Origin of the sequence: Rhizobacter sp. Root1238 (assembly GCF_001425825.1) — a bacterium.
Classification (GTDB): Bacteria; Pseudomonadota; Gammaproteobacteria; order Burkholderiales; family Burkholderiaceae_C; genus Rhizobacter.
This window is the reverse complement of the sequence record NZ_LMDM01000029.1, coordinates 24,602-47,971: the sequence shown is the minus strand read 5'-3', so window position 1 is coordinate 47,971 and position 23,370 is coordinate 24,602. Positions and strand designations below refer to the sequence as shown.

Sequence of the window (23,370 nt, the reverse complement as noted above, 5' to 3'; positions counted from 1 at the left end):
GGCGCGTCTTCCGGGTGCTCGACCACCACCTGCACGCCGGTCTTGGCGGTGAACTCCTCGCCGACCTTGGCCAGCCCGTTGTAGCCCTTGTCGCCRTTGATCCAGATCAGCAGCTTGCCGGGCTCGGCGGCGTGAACGGTCACAGGCAGGGCGGTGCCAGCCAGGGCCAGGACCGCGGCGCCRGCCAGCAGCTTCAGGTGATGTCGCTTGGTGTTCATGTCRTGTCTCCGGGTGCTTGTTGTGGGGAAGGGAAGAGCGTGCGCCCCTGCTCGTCGAACAGGAAGCCGCGCTGCGGCGGGAAACTCAGGTACGCGGTGTCGCCGGTGTGCAGCGGGTTCTCCGGCGCGGTGCGGATCGTCATCRCGTCCGTGGCTCCGGTCAGCGTCACGTGCAGGTACGTGGTGTCGCCCAGGTGCTCGGCGAGCTGCACGTGCGCGCGCAGCGCGTCCGGGCTCGGCTGCGCGCTCGCGTCGACGTGCTCGGGGCGCAAGCCCACGGTGACCTTGGCTCCCGGCGCCACTGACGAGACGTCCGCATCGACCGTCACGCTCGAGCCATCGGCCAGCGCGATGCGCGCCAGGCCGGCGTTCGYGGACTGCAGCGTGCCGTCGATGAAGTTCATCCGCGGCGAGCCGATGAAGCCCGCGACGAAGCGGTTGACCGGCCGGTGGTACAGCGCCATCGGCGTGCCCACCTGCTCGATCCGGCCCGCGTTCAGCACGACGATSCGGTGCGCGAGCGTCATCGCCTCCACCTGGTCGTGCGTCACGTAGATCATCGTGGTCTTGAGCTCCTGGTGCAGCCGCGACAGCTCCACCCGCATCTGCACGCGCAGCGCCGCGTCCAGGTTCGACAGCGGCTCGTCGAACAGGAACACGCCCGGCTTGCGCACGATCGCGCGGCCGATCGCCACCCGCTGCCTCTGCCCGCCCGACAAGGCCTTGGACTGCAGCGTGCCGTCGATGAAGTTCATCCGCGGCGAGCCGATGAAGCCCGCGACGAAGCGGTTGACCGGCCGGTGGTACAGCGCCATCGGCGTGCCCACCTGCTCGATCCGGCCCGCGTTCAGCACGACGATCCGGTGCGCGAGCGTCATCGCCTCCACCTGGTCGTGCGTCACGTAGATCATCGTGGTCTTGAGTTCCTGGTGCAGCCGCGACAGCTCCACGCGCATCTGCACCCGCAGCGCCGCGTCCAGGTTCGACAGCGGCTCGTCGAACAGGAACACGCCCGGCTTGCGCACGATCGCGCGGCCGATCGCCACCCGCTGCCTCTGCCCGCCCGACAAGGCCTTSGGCTTGCGCTCCAGCAGGTGCTCGATCTGCAGCACCTGCGCCGCGCGCTGCACCGCGGCGCGCATCTCGTCCTTCGARTACCCGGCCAGCCGCAGCCCGAACGCCATGTTCTCGGCCACCGTCATGTGCGGGTACAGCGCGTAGCTCTGGAACACCATCGCGATGCCGCGCTTGGCCGGCGGCACCTCGTTGACCAGYTCGCCGCCGATGTGATGCAGCGCAGCAGCGTCGACTTGCCGCACCCCGACGGGCCCACGAACACCAGGAACTCCCCGTCGCGCACCGCCAGGTCCACGCCGTGCAGGATCAMCACGTCGTCGAACGCCTTGCGCAGCGACTTCAGTTGCAGGTCGGCCATCGTGGGCTTTCGGTCAGGCGGCGAGTTCGCCGAAATACAGCCCGTGCGCCGGCAGCATGAAACGCCGCCCGCTGCGCGAGCCCTGCAGCGCGGCATCGAGCTGCGTCGCGGCCACGGTGCTCGCCGGCGCATCGAGATCCACGCTGACCGGCTCGCTGCCGAGGTTGAACACGCACAGCAGCGAAGCGCCTGCGACACCCGCTTCCGGCGAGCGAACGAACGCGAGCACCGGTTCCGGCGCATCGATGAAGCGGATGTCGCCGCTGACCATCGCCGGCTGTTGCCGGCGCCAGGCCAGCAAGCGGCGCATGAAGTTCAGCGGCGAGGCGGGATCGCGCTCGTTGACGTCGACCGCGCGCGCCGCATGCTCCGGCGGCACCGGCAGCCATGGCTGCACCGCGCGGCCCTGGCTGAAGCCGGCGTGCGGCTGCGAATGCACCCAGGGCATCGGCGTGCGGCAGCCGTCGCGGCCCTTGAACTCCGGCCAGAACGCCAGGCCGTACGGGTCCTGCACCTGCTCGAACGGGATCTCGGCCTCGGTCAGCCCGAGCTCGTCGCCCTGCCACCAGCAGACGCTGCCGCGCAGGCTCACCAGCATCGCGGTCACGACCTTCGCGTAGGCGAGTTCCGCACCAGGGCCGCCCCAGCGCGTCAACACGCGCGGCACGTCGTGGTTGCCGAACGACCAGCTGGCCCAGCCGTCGTGCATCTGCGCCTCCAGGTCTTCGACCTGCTCGCGGATGTGGGCGGCGCTGCGCTCGGTGGTCAGCAGGTTGAAGCTGTAGGCCATGTGCAGCTTGTCGCCGCCGCGGGTGTAGTCGGCCATCGTCTTCAGCGAATCGTCGTCGCCGATCTCGCCGAGGCTGGCCGCGCCACGCTCGTCGAGCAGCCGGCGCACGCGCTGCAGGAACGCCAGGTTCTCCGGCTGCGTCTTGTCGTGCAGGTGGCGCTGCATGCCGTACGGGTTGCTCTCGCCGACCGAGCGGGTGTCGCGCGATTCGGCCGGCGGGTTGTCGCGCAGCAGCCGGTCGTGGAAGTGGAAGATGCAGGCGTCGAAGCGGAAGCCGTCGACGCCGCGCTCCAGCCAGAAGCGGATGTCGGCCAAGAGCTGGTCCTGCACCTCCGGGCAATGGAAGTTCAGGTCGGGCTGGCTCGCGAGGAAATTGTGCAGGTAGTACTGGCGCCGGCGCGAATCCCACTGCCAGGCCGATCCGCCGAACACGCTGAGCCAGTTGTTCGGCGGCGTGCCGTCGGGCCGCGGGTCGGCCCACACGTACCAGTCGGCCTTCGGGTTGTCGCGGCTCGCGCGGCTTTCGCGGAACCAGTCGTGCTGGTCGGAGGTGTGCGACAGCACCTGGTCGATCATCAGCTTCAGGTCGAGCTGGTGCGTGCGGGCGATCAGGCGGTCGAAATCGGCCAGCGTGCCGAACAGCGGATCGACGTCGCGGTAGTCGGCGATGTCGTAGCCGAAGTCCTTCATCGGCGAGCGGAAGAACGGCGAGACCCAGATCGCGTCGACGCCCAGGCTCGCGATGTACGGCAAGCGGTCGACGATGCCGGCGATGTCGCCGATGCCGTCACCGTTGTGGTCAGCGAAGCTGCGCGGGTAGACCTGGTAGATCACGGCGCCGCGCCACCAGGCGGCGGGGTCGGCCGCCGAGCGGTGGGCGGAGCGTGATGCGGCGGGTGCGTGGCGCGGTGCAGTGGCGAGGTCGGTCATGCGGATCGGGTTCAGGACGGCCGCATGAGCGTTGTAGTTTGACTACAAACAGGATGCTTCTGCAGGTTGGGCGCCACTTTATGCGGTCAACTGAATCGAGAAAGAGAGGGTTTACCCTGTAATTCGACGGGCAAAACCCCAATGGAATCGGCATTCCAAATGCCGGCTGAACGACGACTCGTGAGACAGCTGTAGTCACCGGCGACGCGCTACGTGTCGCGAACGATCAGCTCCAGCGGCAGCAGCACCGAGTCGTCGCCATCGAGCACGATGCGCACCGCCGTCTCCCCCTTCACGATCGCGTTCTGGCGGATCGTCGTCAGCCCGGCTGCGCGGGCTGCCGCGATGTCATCGAAACCGACCGCGGCAACGAGCGTCGTCCCTGCCCAATCGACGATCACGCTGCGCGCAGCGAGCGCCATGCGGTCGCTCATCGCCACCAGCGCGATGCGGCGGCATGGCGCCAGCCGCTCGCGCATCGCCTGCGCGGCCTGGGCCGCCGCGGCCTCGGGCTCGCTGTCATCGACCGGCGACCAGAACACGCACCGCTCGTCGAAACCGTGCGCCCGCACCGCCTGCGCATAGCCGCTCAATCGCTCCGACGTGACGAACGGGCTGCGCGCCGGATCCGCGCCCAGCGCCCGCGCACGCTCGGCGTCGTCGAGCGGGAACGTGATCACCAGCACCGCATCGGGCCGGGCCGCGAGCGCATGGCCCATCGCGAGCGCCGCGCCCTGGCGGTCGTCGAGGCACACCGACGGCGTGCCCGGCACCTGCGTGTCGACCAGCACGATCGGCTTGTGCGCCGCCTGCACCTGCGGCACCACCTCGGGGCCGATCTCGGCATGCACGATCAGCGCATCGGCCGTCGTCTGGAACGCGGCCTGCAGCAGCAACTGGCGGCCGAGCTTCGGGATCAGCTGCAGGCTGAGCCCGCGCTGGTCGAGCTGGCGGGTGACGCCGCGCAGGAAGTCGAGGCTCAGCTCGTCGCCAAAGGCATAGCGCAGGTCGTGGTGGAACACCACCGCCACCTCGCGCAGCTCGCGCCGCCGCAGCGCGCGGGCCATCATGTCGGGGCCGTAGTAGCCGAGCTCGCGCGAGCGGGCGAGGATGGATTCGCGCAGGTCCTTCGACAACTGCTCCGGCCGGTTGAACGCGTTCGAGACCGTCGTGCGGCTCACGCCCAGGCTCGCGGCCACATCGGCCAGCGTGAGTCGCGAACGTTCGGGAGCGGGTTTCGGCATCGGGGCGTGGAGCACAGGGCGCATTGACTATAGCGTTGCACCCGGCAGAATCCGGCCCGCCATGACGACCCTGCCCCGCATCGACACCCCCATCGACATCGAACACCTGCGCCGCCAGCGCCAGCTCGACTGGGTCGCGTCCGGCCGCGACCTCGTCATCGGCGACGCCTCCGGCTGCCCGCTGCCTCCCGACGAATTGATGCGCCTCGACGCACGCCACCCCGCGGTGCGCGAGCTGCACGACAGCGGCCTCACCGCCGAGGTGTTCCGCGTGCAGGCCGGCGGCCGCGACTGGGCCGTCAAGCGCGCCCGCGCCGCCTGCAAGGTGCAAGGCGTCGACGGCCAGACCTCGTTCCTCAACGAGCTGCAGCGCCGCGCAGAGATGGCCGCCCTGCCCGCGCTGCAACGCCCCGGCCTGAGCCCGACCGTCTACGCGTCGCTGAAACAAGGCCTCGTCGTGTCGCCGTGGATCGCCGGCACACCGGTGAACGACTGGGACGAGACCGGCCTGCGCCAGCTGTTCGACACCGGCCTCGCGCTGCTGCGCGCCGGCTTCTTCGAATGGGATTTCTGCCCCGGCAACCTGCTGCGCGACGAGCGGCAGGTCTGGCTGTTCGATTACGGCTACCTGTATCGCTTCGACCCGCTGCGGCACTTCAACAGCGCCGGCACCGGGCTCAGCGCGCCGCAGCACCACCTGGCCGAGCGCATCGAATCGCGCCATGTGTTCGGCTGGCTGCTGCGGCTGGAGCGCGAGCATGGGGCGGATGCCGCGTTGCGCGCGTTCCGCCTCGAAAAGTCGATCGCGCTGGAGGCGTACCAGCGCCTGCGCAGCCTGCTGGCCGCCGACGGCGCGACGGTGACGGTGCTGCAGTGGCTGGACGGAATCTGCGCCGGGTGGCGCGGCGCACTTGGCGGCAGCTTGTCCGGGCTGTACCTGCGCGAAGGCTGGCGCTCGCATGCGACCGACCTGGACGACGACCTGAAGGGCCAGACCTGCACGCCGACGACGCTGGCACGCGCCGACTGGCTGCTGGACGCGCTGCGGCTGCACCACGCGGAGCTGGCCGCGCAAGGCGTGTGGCCGGCCGCGGAAGCCGCGCTCGACCAGCCCGGCCTGATCGCGCTCTACGAGCAGCGCAGGCGGCAGGCAGTGGCGTACCAGTTGCCCCGCACCACCCACGCCTGATTCCCGCCAGCCGTGCCCTGCCATCTACTCCAGATGGCAGGGGCATGCATCGGCCGCGCGAATGGCCCGATCTGCAAAAGGCCTCCTGACAACTGCCGACAGTCGGATGGCGTCGGTCCTACGATGCGCGACCTTTCCGGACAATTTCCGCATCAGTTCAGCCAGATCTCCAAGGACAGCCCCATGCTTTTCGAACCCACCACCCTGCGCTCGCTGACGCTGCGCAACCGCGTCGTGATGTCGCCGATGACGCGCAGCCGCGCGGTCGAGGCCAACACGCCGAACGCGCTGATGGCCGAGTACTACGCCCAGCGCGCCGGCGCCGGGCTGATCGTCACCGAGGGCACCTCGCCGTCGCCGAACGGCCTCGGCTATGCGCGCATCCCGGGCCTGTACAACGCCTCCCACGTCGCCGGCTGGAAGCTGGTGACCGATGCGGTGCATGCCAAGGGCGGCAAGATCGTGATCCAGCTGATGCACACCGGCCGCGTCTCGCAGGCCGCCAACCTGCCGGCCGGTGCCGAAGTGGTCGGCCCGACGGCCGCCGTGCTGCCCGGCGAGATGTACACCGATTCGAACGGCATGCAGCCGCACAGCGCACCGCGCGCGATGACGCAGGCCGACATCGACCACGCGGTCGCTGAATTCGCCGCGTCGGCCCAGCTGGCGATCGAGGCCGGCTTCGACGGCGTCGAGCTGCACGGCGCGAACGGCTACCTGATCGAGCAGTTCCTGAACGGCAACGTCAACCAGCGCACCGACGGCTACGGCGGCAGCGCGGCCGGCCGCAACCGCTTCGCGCTCGAGGTGGTGCGCGCGGTGACGGCCCGCATCGGCGCCGGCAAGGTCGGCATCCGCGTGTCGCCGCACGGCGTCTTCAACGCGACCGGCCCGTTCGACGGCGTCGACGAGCAGTACGTCGCGCTGGTGAAGGAGCTGTCGGCCATCGGCCTGCTGTACGTGCACCAGCTCGACCATTCGGCAATGGGCGCGCCGCCGATTCCGGCCGCCATCAAGGCCGCGCTGCGCGAGGCCTTCAAGGGCCCGTTCATCCTGGCCGGCGGTTTCGACCGCGCGAGCGGCGAGAAGGCACTGCAGGCCGGCCAGGCCGACCTGATCGGCTTCGGCCGCCCGTTCATCTCGAACCCCGACCTGGTCGAGCGCATGAAGAAGGACGCAGCGCTGACCGCGCCGGACTTCTCGACCTTCTACACGCCGGGCGCCAAGGGCTACACCGACTACGCGGTGCTGGCGAGCTGAGCCCCGGTCAGAGCTTCGGCCCGCGCGGCAACCCCGCCGCGTCGTAGCTCTGGCGGTGCGAGAACCAGGACCAGCCCCAGGCACCCAGCACCAGCAGGACGGCGCCCAGGGTCCAGGGCCAGTGCGCGACCAGCGCGTCGGTCGCCGTGGCGACCCAGCCCGGGCCGTCGGGCGGCGGCGGAGGCGGGTCGCGCATCAGCGGCTCGTCGCGCGTGTCGCGCGTGTCGCGCGTGTCGGGTAGCGCGGGCACCACCACCGCGGGCGCCATCGCCACCGGGCTGGCCGCTGCTTCCGGCGGCTTCGGCACCACCACCGGCTTCACCGGGTCCGACAGCTTCGCGACCACCGGTTTCGCCGGCTCGGGCCGGGATGCCGCCGCGACCGGCGCGGACGCACGCGCCGCCACCCGCGGGGCCGCTGCGACGGCACTGGCCGCGCTCGCCGAGCTCGAGGCGCTCGGCGCACTCGCCGCGTTGTCCGCATTCGCCGCCTGCGGCGTCAGCCCGCGCCGGTAATGCAGGATCTTGAACGCACCGCCATCGCAGGTGCCGACCACCTTGGCGCCCGGTGGCACCGGCGTCGAGGCCGCCGCGATGACGAGCGTGCCGAGCGCCTCGGCCGGGATGCGGGTGGCGACCGTGTCCTTGAACTGGTCGCAGGCCGGTGATTGCGCCAGCGCCGCTGCCGACCCCCCAAGGGTGGCGCTCAGCAGCCACGGCACCCGACCGCGGATGAAAGATGAAAACGTCAATGCATGTGCCTCATGAGTGATTCGACTGCTCTTCCCAGTGAGCGCAATGGCGACGGAGGTTACGCCATGTCAGGCGCATCGGGTACCGGGGGCCTCCGCAGGCATCATGTGAAGATGTCACGCATCGCGATCGTCAGCGCCATGGCGCAGGAGCTGCACGGCTTGCAGCAGGGCTTGTCCGGTGCACGCTGCGTGCAGCGTGCCGGGCGCGAGTTCTGGACCGGCCGGCTCGGCGCGCACGACGCCGTGCTCGTGCTGTCGCGCATCGGCAAGGTGGCAGCCGCCACGACGGTGACGCTGCTGCTCGCCGAGTTCGGCGTCGAGCGCGTGCTGTTCACCGGCGTGGCCGGCGGCCTCGGTCCGGCGCGCGTCGGCGACATCGTGGTGGCCGACACGCTGCTGCAGCACGACATGGATGCGTCGCCGCTGTTTCCGCGCTACGAGGTGCCGCTGTACGGGCTGTCGCAGTTCCCGGTCGATGCAGGGTTGTCGGCCGCGCTGCAGGTGGCCGCCGCATCGGCGCTGGCCGGCCTGCACCTGGAGCACCTGGCGGATTTCGGCATCGCCGAGCCTCGGGTGCGTCGCGGGTTGATCCTCAGCGGCGATCGCTTCGTCGCCAGCGCACCGGAAGCCGCGGCCCTTCAGCACGCTTTTCCTGCCGCGCTCGCGGTCGAGATGGAAGGCGCCGCGGTGGCCCAGGTCTGCCACGACTTCGGCGTGCCGTTCGCGGTGCTGCGCAGCATCTCCGACCGCGCAGACGACAGCGCGCACGTCGACTTCGAACGCTTCATCGCCGATGTCGCGAGCCGCTGCACGGTGGCCATCCTGTCGGCCTTCACGGCGACCTGAACACCCGTTGGTGTGCCGTGGAAAGGCGCGTGCTCGTCGAGCCCTGGAGCCATCGCGGCCATCGGCGTGACGTATGGCACAACCGGTTGCATCCCGCCACCGGCAGGTGGGCGGTGGTAGGCTCAAATGCGTTTCCAATCGCGTGTTCCACGCGTTTCCGACCCGCCCGCCCTTCCGAACGCCTGCGCCCCCGATGCCTGAAGAAAACCGAGTCCCGACCGCGAAGCCTGCGAGCGTCGTGTTCGCCCGCATCCGGGAGTTCGGCAGCGCGCCGGTGGCCGAGCAGGCGACGCTGAAGGCCCGGCTGGAAGCGCGGGCCGCGGCGGCGCTGGACGCGGTTCCGGCCAGCGAGCGCATCGTGCTCGATGCCCGCGACGGCATCGCGATCGTGATCACCGCCGATCCGCTGGTGGCCTTCGACGTCGCGCAGCGCCTCGCGCGCAAGAGCCGCAGCCGGCGCTGCGTGGTCGGGCTGAACCACGGCGCCGTCAAGCTGGTGTCCGATGCGCAAGGCGGGCCGGCGCTGATGGGCGACGGGCTGAGCACCGCGGCGGCCATCGCCACCTTCGCGAAGCCCGGCCGCATGCTGGCCACCCGCAGCTTCCGCGATGCGCTCGACGTCAACTCGCCGGGCGCCGCGCGCCGGCTCGAGCTGGCCGGCACCTCGATCGACGACCAGGTGCGCACGCACGAGCTGTTCGCGATCAACCCGCAGGCGAGCCTGCAGTACCAGCGCCGGCTGCTGCTGGGCGGCATCATCGGCAGCGCGCTGCTGATCGGCGGGGGCATCGCGGTGCGTTACGGGCTGGACGAATGGCGCGAAGCCACCCAGGGCGCGACGATCGTGTTCGACGTGAAGCCGCCGGCCGAGGTGTCGGTCGACGGCGAGCACAAGGGCCGCACGCCGCCGCTCGCGCAGATCGAGCTCGCGAGCGGCCCGCACACGCTGGAGCTGACCGCGGTCGGCTTCCCGCCGTACAGTACCGAGGTTCAGGTCGCGCCGGGCGAACGCATCACGATCCAGCACCGCTTCGTCGCAGCCGCAAAACCGGCCAAGCCCGGCAAGCAGGGCAAGTCGGGGTTCTGGCAGGACCTGCGCCGCCGGCTCGGGAATTGAGCCATGAATTCTCCGGACACCATCATCCACACCCACGTCGACCCGCGCATCCCGACGCAGCTGGGCCGCTACCGGATCCAGTCGGAACTCGGCCGCGGCGCGATGGGCGTGGTGTACCGCGCCCACGATGAGCAGCTGGGACGCCCGGTCGCGTTGAAGACGCTGTACATGGGCGAGGACGCCGCGGCCGAGCATGCGGTGCGCTTCCAGCAGGAAGCCCGTGCCGCCGGCGGCCTGAACCACCCGAACCTGGTGACGGTGTACGACGTCGGCCGCGACGGCGACTGGGCCTACCTGGCGATGGAGCTGCTCGAAGGCGTCGAGCTGCGCGACCGGCTCGCCAGCAGCCGGGTGTCGCTCGCGATGGCGGTCGACATCGTGCGCCAGGTGGCGCTGGGCGCCGGCGTCGCGCATGCGAAGGGCGTGGTCCACCGCGACATCAAGCCGGCCAACATCATGCTGGTGCACGGGCGGCACGCGAAGCTGATGGATTTCGGCATCGCGCGCATCCCGACGTCGGACGTGATCACGCAGACCGGCACCATCCTCGGCTCGCCGAAGTACATGTCGCCGGAGCAGATCGCCGGCAACGAGATCGACCACCGGGCCGACATCTTCTCGCTTGGCGTCGTGCTGCACGAGATGCTGACCGGCACGACGCCGTTCAACGGCGCGGACGTGAACCAGCTGATGTATGCGATCGGCCACGCCGAGCCGGCGATCCCGAGCCGGCTGAACCCGGACGTGCCGGTGGTGCTCGACCTGATCGTCGCGAAGACGCTGGCCAAGCAGCCGGCCGACCGCTACCAGACCGCCGAGGCGCTGGCCGCCGACCTGCTGACCGCGCGCAGCGGGCTGTCCGGCGCGGCGGACGACGAGGCGGATGCCGAGGCGCCGATGAGCGCGGGCGTGTCGATGACCTCGTTCACGCCGCTCGCGCAGAGCTTCGCGACAACGCAGTCGATGACCCGCGCGTCGTTCGCACCCGACATGGCGCTGCTGTCGGTGTCGCGGCACTTCGATTCGAGCGCGGCGCTGCGACAGCTGATGGGCGACGACCAGTTGGCGCCACCGCCGCCGCCGCGCAAGCGCTGGCGCAGGGGGCCGTGGCTGCTGGCGGCAACGCTGGCGGCGGCGCTGTTCACCAGCCTGGCCATCGTGTTCGGCTGACTCGCCGCAGTGTCGGCACACCGATTGCCAACCCTGCGCGCATGACTCGTCGACTCCCTTTCCCTGTGCTGATGCTGGCCGCGGCGGCCGCCCCGGCGCTCGCACAGCAGGTGCTGCCCACCGTCACCGTGACGGCCACCCGCACCGAGACGCCGCGCTTCGACATCCCGGCCTCGATCGACGTGGTCGACGGCGAGCGGCTGCGCGACGGCCGGCTGCAGGTCAACCTCTCCGATGGCCTCGCCGGCATCCCCGGCCTGCAGGCGCGCGACCGGCAGAACTACGCGCAGGACGTGCAGATCTCGGTGCGCGGCTTCGGCGCCCGGTCGACCTTCGGGATCCGCGGCGTGCGGCTGTACGTCGACGGCATCCCGGCGACGCTGCCCGACGGGCAAGGCCAGATCAGCAACGCCGACCTCAACTCGGTCGAGCGCATCGAGGTGCTGCGCGGGCCGTTCTCGGCGCTGTACGGCAATTCGTCGGGCGGCGTGCTGCAGGTCTTCACCGAAGAGGGCGAAGGCCGGCCGACGCTCAGCTTCGGCATGGCCGGCGGCAGCGACGGCGCGCTGCGCAGCAGCAGCAAGCTGTCGGGTTCTGAAGGCCGGCTCAGCTACCTGCTGAGCGCGAGCCACTTCGAGACGGACGGCTACCGCGAGCACAGCGCCGCGCGGCGCGACATCGGCAATGCGAAGCTGGTGTGGCGGGCGGACGAGGGCACGCGCTGGAGCGTCGTGCTGAACAGCGTCGCGCTGCCGTTCGCGCAAGACTCGCTCGGGCTGACGCGCGCCGCGTTCGATGCGAACCCGCGCAGCGTCGACGCGGTCGCAACCGACTTCGACACGCGCAAGACGGTGTCGCAGACGCAGGCCGGCATCGTGTTGGACCATCGCCTGTCGGGCGCCAACGCGCTGCGCGTGATGGTGTACGGCGGGCATCGCCGCACCGAGCAGTTCCAGTCGATCCCGGTGGCGACGCAGGCCAACGCGCTGCACCCCGGCGGCGTGATCGACCTGCGGCGCGACTACAGCGGCACCGACTGGCGCTGGACCACGAAGACCCGCCTGGCAGACCAGCCGCTGACGCTGATCGGCGGCCTGGCCTGGGACCGGCTGCGCGAGCTGCGGCAGGGGTACCTCAACTTCACCGGCGCCCCGGCCACGCCGCAGCGCGGCGAACGCGGCAGCTTGCGGCGCGACGAGACCAACTTCGCGAGCAACCTCGATCCCTATGTGCAGGCCTCGTGGCAGCCCGCCGTCGACTGGACACTGAACGCCGGGGTGCGGCACAGCCGGGTACGCTTCGAATCGCACGACAACTACATCGCCGGCGCGAACCCGGACGACAGCGGCCGCGCCGACTACCGCGCGACGCTGCCGGTGCTCGGCGTGCTGTGGGCGGCGAGCCCGTCGCTGCACCTGTACGCGACGCTCGGCAAGGGCTTCGAGACGCCGACGCTGAACGAGCTGGGCTACCGTCCGAACGGCGCGACCGGGTTGAACTTCACGCTGCAGCCGGCCACCAGCCGCAGCCTGGAGCTGGGTGCGAAGGCGCGGCTCGACGGTCTCGGCGAGTTGAACGCCGCGGTGTTCCAGACCCGCACCTCCGACGAGATCGTCACGCTGACCAACACCGGTGGGCGTTCGACCTTCCAGAACGCCGGCAGCACGCGGCGCAACGGTCTGGAGCTGGGCTGGACGGCGGCCTTGCCCGAACCGTGGAAGGCGCAGGCCGCGGCGACCTGGCTCGATGCGCGCTACCGCGATGCGTTCATGACCTGCACCACGACGCCGTGCGCGGCGCCGAACGTGCAGATCACGTCGGGCCAGCGCATGCCGGGCATCGCGAGCCGCAGCCTGCAGGCGAGCCTGGCGTGGGCGCCCCCGCAAGGCTGGCGCGCGTCGGTCGACCTGCGCGCGCTCGGCAAGGTGTTCGTCAACGACCTGAACTCGGATGCCGCCGGCGGGCAGGCCGTGGTGGGCGCGAGCGTCGGGCATGTGCTGGTGAGCTGCGCCTGGCGGCTCGACACCTTCGTGCGCGGCGACAACCTGTTCGACCGGCGCTATGCGGGCTCGGTGATCGTCAACGAAGGCAATGCGCGGTACTTCGAGCCGGCGCCGGGGCGGAATTGGGTGGGTGGCGTCTCGGGCCGCTACCAGTTCTGAGCGACATCGCTGAGAATTGCGGCGGCACTTCCCGCCGCGCCACATGCTCCGCCCGCCCATGATGAAGATCCTTGCTGCCGCCCTGCTGTCGCTGGCCTCTGCCCACGCCAGCGCCGTCGAATTCGCCTACCTGCCCGACGCATCGAAGCTCACCTGGCAGATGCAAGGCGGCACCGTCTTCCTGCGCAACCTCAATCAGTTCAATGGCAGTTTCCTGCCGTGCTGCTACAACTACTCGATCGACACGACAACACCAGCGGGCAAAGTTCAGTGGGCTACGTTGCTCACGAAGATCACGGCCGGGCAGCCGCTCTACATCGGTGTCGAAAACCCCGCACAGCAAGGCCCGGTCGCTTATCTCGGCAACTGGTAACCAATGGGCCACCACATGTTGAAGCCAATCACCCGTTCATCGCCGCGTCTGAAAGCCATCCTGTCGCTGGTACTGGCAACTTCGACGATTGGTGCGCACGCTGCCGAGGGTTACGTCACGGGATCTGTCACCAACCTGACAAGCACCCCCGCGGGCCTGCTCATCATGGTGGATGCAGGACAACCGACCAATTGCACTGGCGCGCCTGGCGGCTGGATGCTGATCAGGGCAGAGCACAAGACCATGGTCGCGACGACGCTGATGATGTTCGCTCTGGGCAAGAAGGGCGCAACGGTCTACACGTCAGGCACTGGCGGCAGCGGTTATTGCGAAGTCAACCAGTACGACCCGATCGAGTGACCCGATCACCTGCGTCACCTTGCCGGTCGCCGTGCCACCCCATGCAGACACCGGCGGGCTCGCGATCAGGGTTCAACGTGAATACGGCACAGCTTGCCCACCACGCCACCGCGACACGATCAGCGCCGTCGGCCGTCCCGTGGCGCCCAGCCCGGTCCCTTGCGCTGTCGCAAGGCTCCATCGTTCGCTCGGCTCGCCCGCATTGAGGTCCTCCAGGTACTTCAGCAGCGCCTCGTAGGTCGAGAACTCGACCTGCACGCGCACCATCGCATCGGCGGCGTTGACGTCCACCGACACCGGCAGCACCCCGACCGTGCCGACCGCTTCGAGCGAGGCCAGCGCCGCGTCGAGGGGCATGCGCTGCAGCCGCAGCGCCGCGTTCGCATCGGCGGCATACGCAGGCGGTGGTTGCACAGGCGCCTCGCTGCGCCGCGACGCCTGCAGCGCGAGTGCATTCGCGCGCTCGTCCGACTGCCGGATCTGCGAGCGCAGGTCGGCTGCATCCGCCCTCAGCACCCAGCCCCAGGCCACCAGCGCGAACGCAGCGACGAGCAACAGCACCGCCAGCCCCCACCACGCCGGTCCTGGCGGTTGGCGCCGAACGAAGTCGACCTCGATCCGCTTCATGCCCACGGCTCCATCACTGCATCCGTCAATCCTGAACCCGACGACAAACCCACCCGCACGCCCTCGCCGTCGGCGATGCCCAGGCTCAGCACCGTGCGCTGCAACCAGGCCGCCGCACGCTCCGGCGACGGCAGCGGCGCGCAGGTGGCCGCGGCGCTGAACACCGCGTTGCGGCCGGCCAGCACCACCAGGCTCTCCGGTTCCGCAACGACGATGCGCGACACCGCCGCCTGTCCGTCCAGCGCGCGCGCGATCGCCGTCGTCCACCAGGGCCGCATCGCGGTCGACCGCACACCGTGCGCCGCCAGCACGCGCTCGATGGCGTCGCGCGTCGCGGTCTCGACCGCGACGCCCAGCACCGCGTGACCTGGCGGCGCGGCATCCAGCCACACCTCGCACGGTCCGGCCAGGCCGGTCTCGTCGGGCGCCAGCGCCTCGGCCAGGCGCCGGGCCTCGGTCCAGCGGCGCAGTCCGGGTGCCGGCGGAACGATGAAGGGCCTCGCCAGGCTGCCGGCCAGCCACAGCGCCACCGCCGGCTTGCAAACCGCGGGATCGGCCGTCAGCGCCGCGGCGACAGCCGCCACGCCGGCGTCGATCCCGTCGACCTGCTGCCATTGCCACGGCTGGTCCCCGGACCGCCACGCCACGCACCGCCGACCCAGGTAGGCCTGCGCGCCTTCAGATCGCACCGACGACACGCCGCACCTCCTCGATCGTGGTTTCGCGGCGCTTCACGCGCCGCACCGATTGCTGGTCCAGCGTCAGCGTGCCGCCCGCATAGGCATGGCCCTTCAGCACCGACAGCGGCGAGCCCTCGGTGACGTGGTCGCGGAAGGTGTCGTCGATCACGTGCACCTCCGAGATCACGAAGCGCCCGCGGTAGCCGGAACCATGGCACGCGGCGCAGCCCACCGCTGCCGGCACCTCGGTATCGGGGGGCACACCGAGCCAGCGCGCCTCGCGCTCGGTGGCCGGGCGCGACGCCGCGCAGTCCGGGCACAGCTTGCGCATCAGCCGCTGCACCACGACGCCGTTCAGCGACGACATGAAGCCAAACATGTCGAGCCCGAAGTGGCGGAAGCGGCCGATGATGTCGGTCAGGCTGTTCGCATGCACCGTCGTGAAGACCGAATGGCCGGTCAGCGCCGACTGCACTGCGATCTCGGCCGTTTCGGCATCGCGGATCTCGCCGACAAGGATGCGGTCCGGGTCGTGCCGCAGGATCGAGCGCAGCCCCTTCGCGAAGGTCAGCCCCTTGCGCTCGTTCACCGGGATCTGCAGCACGCCGGCCAGCTCGTACTCGACCGGGTCCTCGATCGTGATGATCTTCTCCTGGCCGGTGTTGATCTCCGACAGCGCGGCATAGACGGTGGTCGTCTTGCCGCTGCCGGTCGGGCCGGTGACCAGCATCATCCCGCTGGGCGCCATCGACAGCTCGCGGATCACGCCGGCGCCGGCCTCGTCGAAGCCGAGCAGGTCCAGCGTCACCGACGCATCGGTGGACCGCAGCTGCGCCTTGTCGAGCAGCCGCAGCACCGCGTCCTCGCCGAACACGCTCGGCATGATGGAGACGCGCAGGTCGACGCGCCCGCCCTGGATGTCGATGCGGAAACGGCCGTCCTGCGGCAGCCGGCGCTCGGTGATGTCGAGCTGGGCCAGTACCTTGATGCGCGAGATGACTTCTTCGGCCTGCACCGCGCCGTCGAGCCGGGCGAAGCGCACCATCACGCCGTCGAGCCGGTGCTTCACCGTGACGCCGGAGCGGTCGCACTCGAAGTGGATGTCGCTCGCGCCGACCTGGAAGCCGGCCCGGATCGCGCCGTCGACGAAGCCGACGATGGGGCCATCGGCGACGGCGGTCGGCTTGGCCGCTTCATCGCGTGCGGCACCCTGCCCTTGCGACTGTCCCTGCGACTCGCCCAGCCACGACCGGATCGCCTCGCCGCTGGCAGCGGCCGGCTGCAGCGGCTCGCCAATGCGGATGCAGATGCGGCGCAGCTTGGCGTCGTCCCACGGATCTTCCATCGCCAGCCAGCGCTGCACGGCACCGTCGACCGACGCACCCACCACCACGCAGCGGGCCTGCGTGGCCATGTCCATCGGCAGCACCGACCAGTCGGCCGTCGCCTGATCGGCCCGCGCGACGACCTCGACGCCGGCTTCCTCGCGCAGCCGGCGGCCGAGGTCGCCGGCCGGCGCGGCCCGCAGCAGCACGTCGAGCACGCTGCCGGCGCCGGCCTTGTGCTGCCGGCGCGCCGCGGCGATGGTGGCGGACAAGGGTTCGCTCATGACTCAACGCACTCCATTGGCGATGTCGAAGATCGGCATGTACATCATCACGACGATGCCGCCGACCAGCAGCGCGACCAGCAGCAGCAGGATCGGCTCGACCAGCCGCGTCGCCCGCTCGACGAAGGTGGTGAAGGCCGCAGCATGGCGCTGCGAGATCGTCTGCAGCACCACGTCGAAGCTGCCGGTGCGCTCGCCGACGGCCAGCAGGCGCTCGGCCACGGTGTCGGTCAGCCCGGCCTGCGACAGCGTGGCCGACACCCGCTTGCCGCGCGCCAGGTCGACGCGGGCCTGCGCGATCGCGTCGGTCATGCGCGGGCCGAGCCCGAGCGTCTCGCAGATGCCCATCGCCTCGTCGAGCGTGTAGCCGCCACGGAACATCAGCGCAAGCGACTGGTAGAGCTTGGCGAGGCGGAAATGGTCCCACTGCCGCTGCAGCGGGCCGATGGCCCCCGCGAGTGCAGCCACGCTGCGCGCGGCGGCGCCCGAGCGCACCCACGCGACACCGGCCGCAACCAGCACCGCCAGGCCGGTCATCACCGCCGCCGTGTGCGCTGCCACCAGGTGGCTGAACACCAGCAGCACCCGCGTCGGCCCGCTGAGCGTGCCGTGGAAATCGACGTACATGCCCGAGAAGCGCGGGATCACGAACAGCAGCAGGAACAGCGTGATCAACAGGCCCAGCGTGACGACCACCGCCGGGTAGATCGCAGCGCTCACCACCTGCTTGCGCAGCGCGGCCATCATCTCGTCATGCGCCAGGAAATCGCTGAGCGCGGTCGCCAGCGTGCTGGTGCGCTCGCTCGCCTTCACGCTGGCCACCAGCACCGCCGGGAAAGCCTGCGCTTCCTGCATCGCCTTCGACAGCGGCCGGCCTTCGCGCAGCGACTGCAGCAGGCGCGACTGGATGTCGCCGCGCGCGCCCTGCGACGACTGTGCCTGCAGCGTCTCGAGCGCCTCGACCACCGTCATGCCGGCCTGCAGCAGCGTGCGCAACTCGCGGCACCACCACGGCACGTTGAAGGCATGGGCGCCGAAGGACAAGGCCGGCGCGCGCTGGCGCGCCTCGGCCTGCAGGTCGGCGCCGACGAAGACCAGGCCCTCCTGCGCGATCCCGGCCTGCAAGGCCTGCAGCGAATCGGCGTGCGCCGTCCGCTCCAGCACGGCGGCCTGGCTCGGATCGTAGTAGCGGACCTTGTAATGCACGGGAATTGCCAGCGCCGCAGCCGATGTCAGCGCTGCAGGTCGGCGTCGTCGCCGGTGCCGCCGGGCGCGCGGTCCTTGCCGAGGCTCAGCAGGTCGAAATCCTTGCCTGGCGCGGTGGCCGGCGAGCGGTACTGGTAAGGCATGCCCCACGGGTCCAGCGGCAACTGGTCACGCAGGTAGGGGCCGTGCCAGCGCGGCTCGTCCGACGGCGCCGTCAGCAGCGCCTGCAGGCCTTGCGAGGTGCTCGGGTAGCGGCCGGTGTCGATGCGGTAGGCCTGCAGCGCCTTGTCGAAGGCGTCCATCTGTGCCTTGGCCGCGGTCACCTCCGAGCGGCCGATCTGGCCGAGGAAGCGCGGGCCGACGATGCCTGTCAACAGCCCGATGATCAGGATTACCACCAGCAGTTCCAGCAACGTGAAGCCACTCGACGGGGCCGACCGGCGACGGCGCGGGCGAAAGAAGGCAAGTGATGTCATGGCTGCGGCTTCGCGAGAAAGATCCATTGGCTGTATTTTGAGGCGGGGGGCATCTCGGCCACGCCGTCCATCGGGGGCAGGCTGACGCGCAGCGTTTGCGCCTCGCTGGTGCTGTGCACGCCGCGGATGCCGCCATCGGCACCGCGCACCAGCGCGAACGGCTGGCCCGGCTGCATCGGATCGGTGTAGAGCTTGCGCAGGTGACGGCGCGTGCCCACGTAGCGCGTGTCCTGCAGCAGGCTGTCGAGCGACGGCGGGTACTGCTTCAGCGAGCCCGGCGAAGCCTCGTGGTAGCGGGTGATGGCCTGGGCGTAGAGGCCGCCGATGCGCAGCAGCTCGTCTTCGCGGTCGCGCTGCGCCGCGTCGGACCACCGCGGGCCGGCCACCGCGAGGCCGAGGCCCATCAGCGCCACCAGCAGCAGCACCAGCACGTAGGTGAAGCCGCCGGTCGACCGGCGGGTGCAACGCGTGTGGTTACCAGCTCGCATACGGGCTCCCGTCGCGCGAGGTACCGGCGGCACCGCTGTGCAGGTCGGACACGCTGGCACCGGCGCTGGTGCCGGTGCCGGTACCGCCGTTCCCGTCGGGCGCCACCAGCACCCAGGTGTCGACGCGATCGGTCACCGGGTCCAGCGGCAACTGGCGCAGGTAGCGCGCCTGCACCAGTTCCTGCAAGGCCGCGGGGTAGCGGCCGCGGTCGCTGTAGAACTTGTCGATGGCATCGCGCGTGGCTGCGAGGTTCTGGCGCAGCACGACCTCGCGCGCGCGGTCGACGTGCTCGGTGTAGCGCGGCACCGTCACCGCCAGCAGCAACCCGATGGCGGCCATCACCACCATCAACTCGATCAGCGTGAAGCCGCGTGGCTTGTTCATCACCAATCCTTCAGCGGCACGCCGTTCAGGCCGACCCGCGTCGAGCGCGAGAACACGTCGTAGACGTCGTCGCCGGCCCGCGGCTGCTCGGCCGACGACTGGAAGCTGCGCAGGCCCCAGGTCTGCTCCGCCGGCAGCTCGGGGCTGGCGAACGGATCGCGCGGCACGCGGCGCAGAAACACCAGCCGCTGCCCCGGCACGGCCGCACTGCCGTCGCCGGCCGCCAGCACCTGCAGGTTCGGCGGGTAGCCGCTGCTGCCCGGCGGGTGGGCGAGCTGGCCCTTGTCGTTGGCGCGCTTGTAGGCATCGATCGCCTCGCGGATCTGCCACAGCGCCTGCTTCAGCTCGCGCTCGCGCTCGCGCTGCAGCGTGATCTCGGCGAGCGGAAACACCGCCGCGGCCAGCAGGCCCAGCACGGCGAGCACCACCACCAGTTCGATCAGCGTGTAGCCGCGCCGGCGTTGCAAGCTCATTTGACGATCACCCGCAGCGGTGGCGGCAGGCCGGGCGCCACCGCCGGCGCATCGATGCCGAGCGGCTGCGCGCCGGTGACGCTCAGTTCGGCGGTGCCCGCGGCCGTGGCCTTCATCCGCACGCTCAACAGGCTGCCCTGCCCCGACGCGCCGGTGGCCTGGTTGCGGATCGCGCCGGCATTGAAACGCCCTTGCTCGGCATCGGCGCTGCGGCTGAAGCTGGTGGTGGCGCCGCCCTGGCGGAACAGCTCGCCTTCATCGACGTCGACCAGCGACAGCGTGTCCTTGCTGAACGAGACCTGCACCGGCATGCCGCGCAACGGCACCGGCGTGTTCAGGTTCAACGTGGCGACGAAGGTGTCCCCGACCTTGACCTCGCGCGGCGCGCTCCAGCTCAGCGCCGACGTGGCGGCGGCTGCCGGCGCCGCGGCGGGGCGCTGCGCATCGGCGGCGCCGCCGGGCACGGCCGGCAACGCGGCGCGGCCTGCCGCCGGCGCACTGGCCGCTCCGGCGGCCACCGGTGCCGCGCTCAGGCGCCCGCCCGCCGCGCGCAGGCGTGGCGAGGCCTCGGTGCCGACCCACATCTCGGTCTCGTTCGCATCGGGCCGGCGCAGGTTGCGCACGACGTGCGGCGTGATCGCCAACACCAGCTCGGTGCGCGACGAATCGTCGAGCTGGCTGGAGAACACGCGGCCCAGCACCGGCAGGTCACCCAGCCCCGGCACGCGGCTCGCGTTGGAGCGGTCTTCGCTGCTGATCAGCCCGGCCAGGATCTGCGTTTCGCCGTCGCGCAGCCGCAGCAGCGTCGACGCATTGCGGGTGCCGATCTGGTAGGCCAGCGTGCCGGAGTTGGTCTTGACCTGGCCGGCCAGCGAGCTGACCTCGAGCGCGATGCGGATCGCGACATCGTCGTCGGCGTAGATCGTGGGCTCGACCTCCAGCTTCAGGCCGACCTCGATGTAGTTGACGCTGTCGGAGATGAAGTTGCCGGTGCCGGTGGTCACCGTGATCACCGGCAGCTTGTCGCCGATCAGGATCTTCGCCTTCTCCTTGTTGCGGGCCCGGATGCGCGGGTTGGCCAGCGTGTTGAAGTCGCCCACCTCGCGCCGCAGGTTCACCAGCAGCCCGCCGACGGTCAGGCCGATGTTGTCGCGCGTGAGGTTGCGGATGTTGCCGAGCGTCAGGCCGTCGGCGCCCGCCGGCGGCAGCGGCGTCAGCGCGAAGGTGTCGGGGAACTTGATGCCGAGCTCGGTCAGGCGGGTGGTGCGGATCTCGATCACCTCGACGTCCATCATGACCTCGGGCTCGTGCGTGTCGTACAGCGCCATCAGCCGTTCGGCGAGCTGGATGTTCTCGGCCGAGTCGCGCAGCGCCAGCATGTTGGTGCGTTCGTCGACATAGGGGTCGCGGATGCGCAGCATCGAGCGCAGGAAGGCGGCCGCGCCCTTGGCTTCGCCGCTCGCGAGGTAGAACACCTTGACGACCTGCTCCTGGTGCTCGCGCTGCTTCTCGGGCGTGTTCGGGTAGATCAGCAGCGTCTGGCTGTCGATCACCTTCTTGGCCAGCTGGTTGGTGCTGACGATCAGGTCGATCGCGTCTTCGACGCGGGCCGAGCGCAGCAGCACGGTGACGCGGCTGTCGGGCCGCACGTCCTTGTCGAGGATGAAGTTGATGCCGCTGTTGCGCGACACCACGTCGAGCACGGTGCGCAGCCCGGCGTCGCGGAAGTCGAGCGAGATCGGCCGGTTCTCGGCCAGGCCCTTCTGCGAGGCCAGCAGCTGGGCCTGGCGCACGCCGACCTCGACACGGCGCTGGAAGGCCAGCAGGTCGGGGTTGCGGGGGTTGTCCTTCAGCGCCTGCTCGACGATCTTCAGCGCGGCGGCGGTCTGCTGGTCGGCATGCAGGCGCTCGGCTTCCACCAGGGCGGCGCGCTGGCGCTGCTCGGTGGCGATGTCGGCCAGCAGGTCGTCGATGCGGCTGCTGGTGGGTTCCAGGCCCTTGGCGCGGCGCAGCAGGCGCTCGGCGTCGGCGTAGCGGCCGGAGGCGCGCGCGGCGGCCGATTCGGCGATCAACCGGGCCAGCGCTTCGGTGCGCGCCTGAACCTGGCCGCTGCGCAGCGTGGTGCTGCCGGGGTATTCCTTCAGGCCGGCTTCGAACTGGCTCAGCGCCTGCTCGTAGTTGCCGGCGCGCAATTGCTGCTGGGCCTGGTCGCGATAGCGCTGTTCGGCGCAGCCCGCGAGCGCCAGCACGGCGGCCGCGGCCAGCACGAGGCTGCGCGACAGGGAGAAGCAAGCGGGACGTGTCATCGGACTGAGGGAGCGGCTGGCGTTCATGGCGGCGGTGGCGAGATGCCGACGACGGCACGCTGCCCGAGGGACGGGTAGATCAGGTTCACCGCTTCGTCGGTGATGGACTCGACGACGTAGCCGTCGTCCAGCATCTGCTGCGCGGTCACCTCGATCGGGGCGGCGTTGCCCTTCACGAGGAAGACGATGTGGCCGCCTTCCGGCGTGACCATCTGGCCGTAGAAGCGGTAGTTCATTGGCGGGGCCATCGGTGGCGGAGGCGGCGGGGGCGGTGCCGGCGGTGGGGCCTTGGCCACGGGCGGCGGGGGCGGCGCAGGGGGGAGCACGGGCTGGAAGATGTCGCGCTTGGCGGGCTCGAGCGCTTGCGCGGGCCATTGCGGGGGCAGCGGGGCGGTGGCGTCGGCGGCGCCGGTCCACGGAGCGCGGTCTGTCGCCGCAGGAACGGCGGATCCAGGTGGCAACGCGGCGTCGTCGCGCACGGCAGCGACCAGCACCGGCGCCTCTTTCGAGCTCCACAGCGACAGCGCGGTCAGCACCAGCGTGCTGCCGAGCGCCCACGAAAGACCGCGTCCGAGGGCCATCAGCGGGTGGCTCCCGAGGCGGGGGTCGGGGTCGGCAACGGCCGGCTCCAGCGGGTGACAGAGACCGAGGCCTCGACATCGCCGGGGTTGGTCATCGTGCGCAGGTTGAGGCGGTTGACGGTGCTGCCGGCGTGGCGGTCGAGCAGCTCTTTCAGCACCAGCTTGATCTGCGGGTAGGCGCCGCGCAGCGTGAGCTGCAGGTCGTGGCGGCCGAGCAGCGTGGGGGTGGCGGCGCGCGGTGCATCGGTGACGCTGACGACGGTGACGCCCAACTGTGCGGCAGCGCGTTGCAGGTCGTTGACCCAGGTGGCGGTGTTGGTCTCCTGCGGCAGGCGGCGGGCGAAATCGGCTTCGGGCTCGGCGGGGGCGCTGGGTGCGGGCGGTGCGGGGCGGGCCTGGAGTGCGACCAGCTCACGACGGGCATCGACCAGTTGACGCTGCTGGAGGTAAACCCAGGCGCCGGCCGTGGCCACCGCCGCGAGCCCCGCGAGGACGCTCAGCGCCCAGGCCAGCCACGGAAGCCGGGCCTGATGCCACTGCCGGGACAACGCCCAATTCCACGATCGATTCCTGAGGGACGACATCATCGCGTATCAAACACACGCCCGGGACAGTGGGACAGCGACCGGTCAACCAGCGCAATGATGCGGCGCGGCAGTGGGTCGATGACGATGAAGTGGGTCAGCTGCAT

At 70.6% G+C, this 23,370-nt stretch carries 22 protein-coding genes and 3 pseudogenes; 8 read left to right on the top strand and 17 right to left on the bottom strand.

Going from position 1 to position 23,370, the window contains the following annotated elements; genetic code table 11:
- The 5 genes and pseudogenes from malE to ASC98_RS20645 form a co-directional block, all read right to left on the bottom strand.
- Positions 1–218: pseudogene (gene malE, locus ASC98_RS31830) on the bottom strand (maltose/maltodextrin ABC transporter substrate-binding protein MalE); the annotation flags it as partial.
- Positions 215–574 (bottom strand): annotated as a pseudogene (locus tag ASC98_RS32410) (TOBE domain-containing protein); the annotation flags it as partial. The pseudogenes malE and ASC98_RS32410, both read right to left, overlap by 4 nt.
- A 309-nt stretch (positions 575–883) precedes the next feature.
- A pseudogene (locus ASC98_RS32405) lies at positions 884–1,653 on the bottom strand (ABC transporter ATP-binding protein); the annotation flags it as partial.
- Between the two features lie 13 nt (positions 1,654–1,666).
- The gene (locus ASC98_RS20650) at positions 1,667–3,373 is read right to left on the bottom strand and encodes an alpha-glucosidase (protein WP_082542321.1); all 1,707 of its coding nucleotides are present in this window, start codon (positions 3,371–3,373) and stop codon (positions 1,667–1,669) included.
- A gap of 209 nt (positions 3,374–3,582) precedes the next feature.
- Positions 3,583–4,617, bottom strand: a complete 1,035-nt coding sequence (locus ASC98_RS20645; RefSeq protein WP_162249361.1) for a LacI family DNA-binding transcriptional regulator — start codon at positions 4,615–4,617, stop codon at positions 3,583–3,585.
- Between the two features lie 61 nt (positions 4,618–4,678).
- Here ASC98_RS20645 and ASC98_RS20640 point away from each other — a divergent pair, with 61 nt between their 5' ends.
- Positions 4,679–5,806: a hypothetical protein gene (locus ASC98_RS20640; protein ID WP_056810556.1), complete on the top strand. Its 1,128-nt coding sequence runs from the start codon at positions 4,679–4,681 to the stop codon at positions 5,804–5,806.
- A 183-nt stretch (positions 5,807–5,989) separates the two neighbouring features.
- Positions 5,990–7,066, top strand: coding sequence for an alkene reductase (locus tag ASC98_RS20635; protein WP_056810554.1), 1,077 nt, complete (start codon positions 5,990–5,992; stop codon positions 7,064–7,066).
- Positions 7,067–7,073: 7 nt separating this feature from the next.
- Here ASC98_RS20635 and ASC98_RS20630 read toward each other — a convergent pair whose 3' ends face one another.
- Positions 7,074–7,817 (bottom strand): hypothetical protein, encoded by a 744-nt coding sequence (locus ASC98_RS20630; protein WP_157598283.1) that lies wholly within the window; start codon positions 7,815–7,817, stop codon positions 7,074–7,076.
- 114 nt (positions 7,818–7,931) lie between these two features.
- Here ASC98_RS20630 and ASC98_RS20625 point away from each other — a divergent pair, with 114 nt between their 5' ends.
- The 6 genes from ASC98_RS20625 (at position 7,932) to ASC98_RS30710 (ending at position 13,848) form a co-directional block, all read left to right on the top strand.
- Positions 7,932–8,666 (top strand): 5'-methylthioadenosine/adenosylhomocysteine nucleosidase, encoded by a 735-nt coding sequence (locus tag ASC98_RS20625; RefSeq protein WP_056810568.1) that lies wholly within the window; start codon positions 7,932–7,934, stop codon positions 8,664–8,666.
- Between the two features lie 193 nt (positions 8,667–8,859).
- Positions 8,860–9,783 (top strand): PEGA domain-containing protein, encoded by a 924-nt coding sequence (locus tag ASC98_RS20620; RefSeq protein WP_056810548.1) that lies wholly within the window; start codon positions 8,860–8,862, stop codon positions 9,781–9,783.
- Between the two features lie 3 nt (positions 9,784–9,786).
- Positions 9,787–10,953: a serine/threonine-protein kinase gene (locus ASC98_RS20615; protein ID WP_056810545.1), complete on the top strand. Its 1,167-nt coding sequence runs from the start codon at positions 9,787–9,789 to the stop codon at positions 10,951–10,953.
- 41 nt (positions 10,954–10,994) lie between these two features.
- Positions 10,995–13,115, top strand: a complete 2,121-nt coding sequence (locus tag ASC98_RS20610; protein WP_056810541.1) for a TonB-dependent receptor — start codon at positions 10,995–10,997, stop codon at positions 13,113–13,115.
- A 58-nt stretch (positions 13,116–13,173) separates the two neighbouring features.
- Positions 13,174–13,488, top strand: coding sequence for a hypothetical protein (locus tag ASC98_RS20605; protein WP_056810538.1), 315 nt, complete (start codon positions 13,174–13,176; stop codon positions 13,486–13,488).
- A gap of 15 nt (positions 13,489–13,503) precedes the next feature.
- A complete protein-coding gene (locus ASC98_RS30710; protein ID WP_157598284.1) occupies positions 13,504–13,848 on the top strand; it encodes a hypothetical protein in 345 nt (114 codons plus the stop codon).
- A 72-nt stretch (positions 13,849–13,920) separates the two neighbouring features.
- Here the strand turns inward: ASC98_RS30710 and ASC98_RS20600 are convergent, their stop codons facing one another.
- Genes ASC98_RS20600 through ASC98_RS20550 form a run of 11 tightly spaced genes read right to left on the bottom strand, consistent with a single transcriptional unit; the run spans position 13,921 to position 23,227 of the window.
- A complete protein-coding gene (locus ASC98_RS20600) occupies positions 13,921–14,475 on the bottom strand; it encodes a hypothetical protein (RefSeq protein WP_056810534.1) in 555 nt (184 codons plus the stop codon).
- Positions 14,472–15,173: a hypothetical protein gene (locus ASC98_RS20595; RefSeq protein ID WP_056810531.1), complete on the bottom strand. Its 702-nt coding sequence runs from the start codon at positions 15,171–15,173 to the stop codon at positions 14,472–14,474. The genes ASC98_RS20600 and ASC98_RS20595 overlap by 4 nt, the downstream gene beginning before the upstream one ends.
- Positions 15,154–16,764, bottom strand: coding sequence for a GspE/PulE family protein (locus ASC98_RS20590; RefSeq protein WP_056810528.1), 1,611 nt, complete (start codon positions 16,762–16,764; stop codon positions 15,154–15,156). Before ASC98_RS20590 ends, ASC98_RS20595 begins: the two co-directional genes overlap by 20 nt.
- A gap of 3 nt (positions 16,765–16,767) precedes the next feature.
- Positions 16,768–17,970, bottom strand: coding sequence for a type II secretion system F family protein (locus ASC98_RS20585; RefSeq protein WP_056810526.1), 1,203 nt, complete (start codon positions 17,968–17,970; stop codon positions 16,768–16,770).
- 26 nt (positions 17,971–17,996) lie between these two features.
- Complete coding sequence (gene gspG / locus ASC98_RS20580; RefSeq protein WP_056810523.1) at positions 17,997–18,446, bottom strand: type II secretion system major pseudopilin GspG; 450 nt, start codon at positions 18,444–18,446, stop codon at positions 17,997–17,999.
- Positions 18,443–18,934 (bottom strand): type II secretion system protein, encoded by a 492-nt coding sequence (locus ASC98_RS20575; protein ID WP_157598285.1) that lies wholly within the window; start codon positions 18,932–18,934, stop codon positions 18,443–18,445. The genes gspG and ASC98_RS20575 overlap by 4 nt, the downstream gene beginning before the upstream one ends.
- Positions 18,921–19,319: a type II secretion system protein gene (locus ASC98_RS20570; protein ID WP_200953115.1), complete on the bottom strand. Its 399-nt coding sequence runs from the start codon at positions 19,317–19,319 to the stop codon at positions 18,921–18,923. The genes ASC98_RS20575 and ASC98_RS20570 overlap by 14 nt, the downstream gene beginning before the upstream one ends.
- The gene (locus tag ASC98_RS20565) at positions 19,319–19,792 is read right to left on the bottom strand and encodes a type II secretion system protein (protein WP_056810514.1); all 474 of its coding nucleotides are present in this window, start codon (positions 19,790–19,792) and stop codon (positions 19,319–19,321) included. Before ASC98_RS20565 ends, ASC98_RS20570 begins: the two co-directional genes overlap by 1 nt.
- Entirely contained in the window at positions 19,789–22,098 is a 2,310-nt protein-coding gene (locus ASC98_RS20560; RefSeq protein WP_157598286.1) for a cohesin domain-containing protein, read from the bottom strand. Before ASC98_RS20560 ends, ASC98_RS20565 begins: the two co-directional genes overlap by 4 nt.
- Positions 22,099–22,121: 23 nt before the next feature.
- Positions 22,122–22,679 carry a hypothetical protein gene (locus tag ASC98_RS31355; protein ID WP_056810508.1) on the bottom strand — a complete coding sequence of 186 codons (558 nt, stop codon included), beginning with the start codon at positions 22,677–22,679 and terminating at the stop codon, positions 22,122–22,124.
- Positions 22,679–23,227 (bottom strand): hypothetical protein, encoded by a 549-nt coding sequence (locus tag ASC98_RS20550; RefSeq protein ID WP_056810505.1) that lies wholly within the window; start codon positions 23,225–23,227, stop codon positions 22,679–22,681. The genes ASC98_RS31355 and ASC98_RS20550 overlap by 1 nt, the downstream gene beginning before the upstream one ends.
- Between the last annotated feature and the right edge of the window lie 143 nt (positions 23,228–23,370).

Bases quoted from the DNA above. Each gene is read 5' to 3' on its own strand.
- ASC98_RS20650 (WP_082542321.1), bottom strand. From the start codon at position 3,373: ATGACCGACCTCGCCACTGCACCGCGCCACGCACCCGCCGCATCACGC.
- ASC98_RS20645 (WP_162249361.1), bottom strand. From the start codon at position 4,617: ATGCCGAAACCCGCTCCCGAACGTTCGCGACTCACGCTGGCCGATGTG.
- ASC98_RS20640 (WP_056810556.1), top strand. From the start codon at position 4,679: ATGACGACCCTGCCCCGCATCGACACCCCCATCGACATCGAACACCTG.
- ASC98_RS20635 (WP_056810554.1), top strand. From the start codon at position 5,990: ATGCTTTTCGAACCCACCACCCTGCGCTCGCTGACGCTGCGCAACCGC.
- ASC98_RS20625 (WP_056810568.1), top strand. From the start codon at position 7,932: ATGTCACGCATCGCGATCGTCAGCGCCATGGCGCAGGAGCTGCACGGC.
- ASC98_RS20620 (WP_056810548.1), top strand. From the start codon at position 8,860: ATGCCTGAAGAAAACCGAGTCCCGACCGCGAAGCCTGCGAGCGTCGTG.
- ASC98_RS20615 (WP_056810545.1), top strand. From the start codon at position 9,787: ATGAATTCTCCGGACACCATCATCCACACCCACGTCGACCCGCGCATC.
- ASC98_RS20610 (WP_056810541.1), top strand. From the start codon at position 10,995: ATGACTCGTCGACTCCCTTTCCCTGTGCTGATGCTGGCCGCGGCGGCC.
- ASC98_RS20605 (WP_056810538.1), top strand. From the start codon at position 13,174: ATGATGAAGATCCTTGCTGCCGCCCTGCTGTCGCTGGCCTCTGCCCAC.
- ASC98_RS30710 (WP_157598284.1), top strand. From the start codon at position 13,504: ATGTTGAAGCCAATCACCCGTTCATCGCCGCGTCTGAAAGCCATCCTG.
- ASC98_RS20600 (WP_056810534.1), bottom strand. From the start codon at position 14,475: ATGAAGCGGATCGAGGTCGACTTCGTTCGGCGCCAACCGCCAGGACCG.
- ASC98_RS20590 (WP_056810528.1), bottom strand. From the start codon at position 16,764: ATGAGCGAACCCTTGTCCGCCACCATCGCCGCGGCGCGCCGGCAGCAC.
- gspG (WP_056810523.1), bottom strand. From the start codon at position 18,446: ATGACATCACTTGCCTTCTTTCGCCCGCGCCGTCGCCGGTCGGCCCCG.
- ASC98_RS20575 (WP_157598285.1), bottom strand. From the start codon at position 18,934: ATGCGAGCTGGTAACCACACGCGTTGCACCCGCCGGTCGACCGGCGGC.
- ASC98_RS20570 (WP_200953115.1), bottom strand. From the start codon at position 19,319: ATGAACAAGCCACGCGGCTTCACGCTGATCGAGTTGATGGTGGTGATG.
- ASC98_RS20565 (WP_056810514.1), bottom strand. From the start codon at position 19,792: ATGAGCTTGCAACGCCGGCGCGGCTACACGCTGATCGAACTGGTGGTG.
- ASC98_RS20560 (WP_157598286.1), bottom strand. From the start codon at position 22,098: ATGACACGTCCCGCTTGCTTCTCCCTGTCGCGCAGCCTCGTGCTGGCC.
- ASC98_RS31355 (WP_056810508.1), bottom strand. From the start codon at position 22,679: ATGGCCCTCGGACGCGGTCTTTCGTGGGCGCTCGGCAGCACGCTGGTG.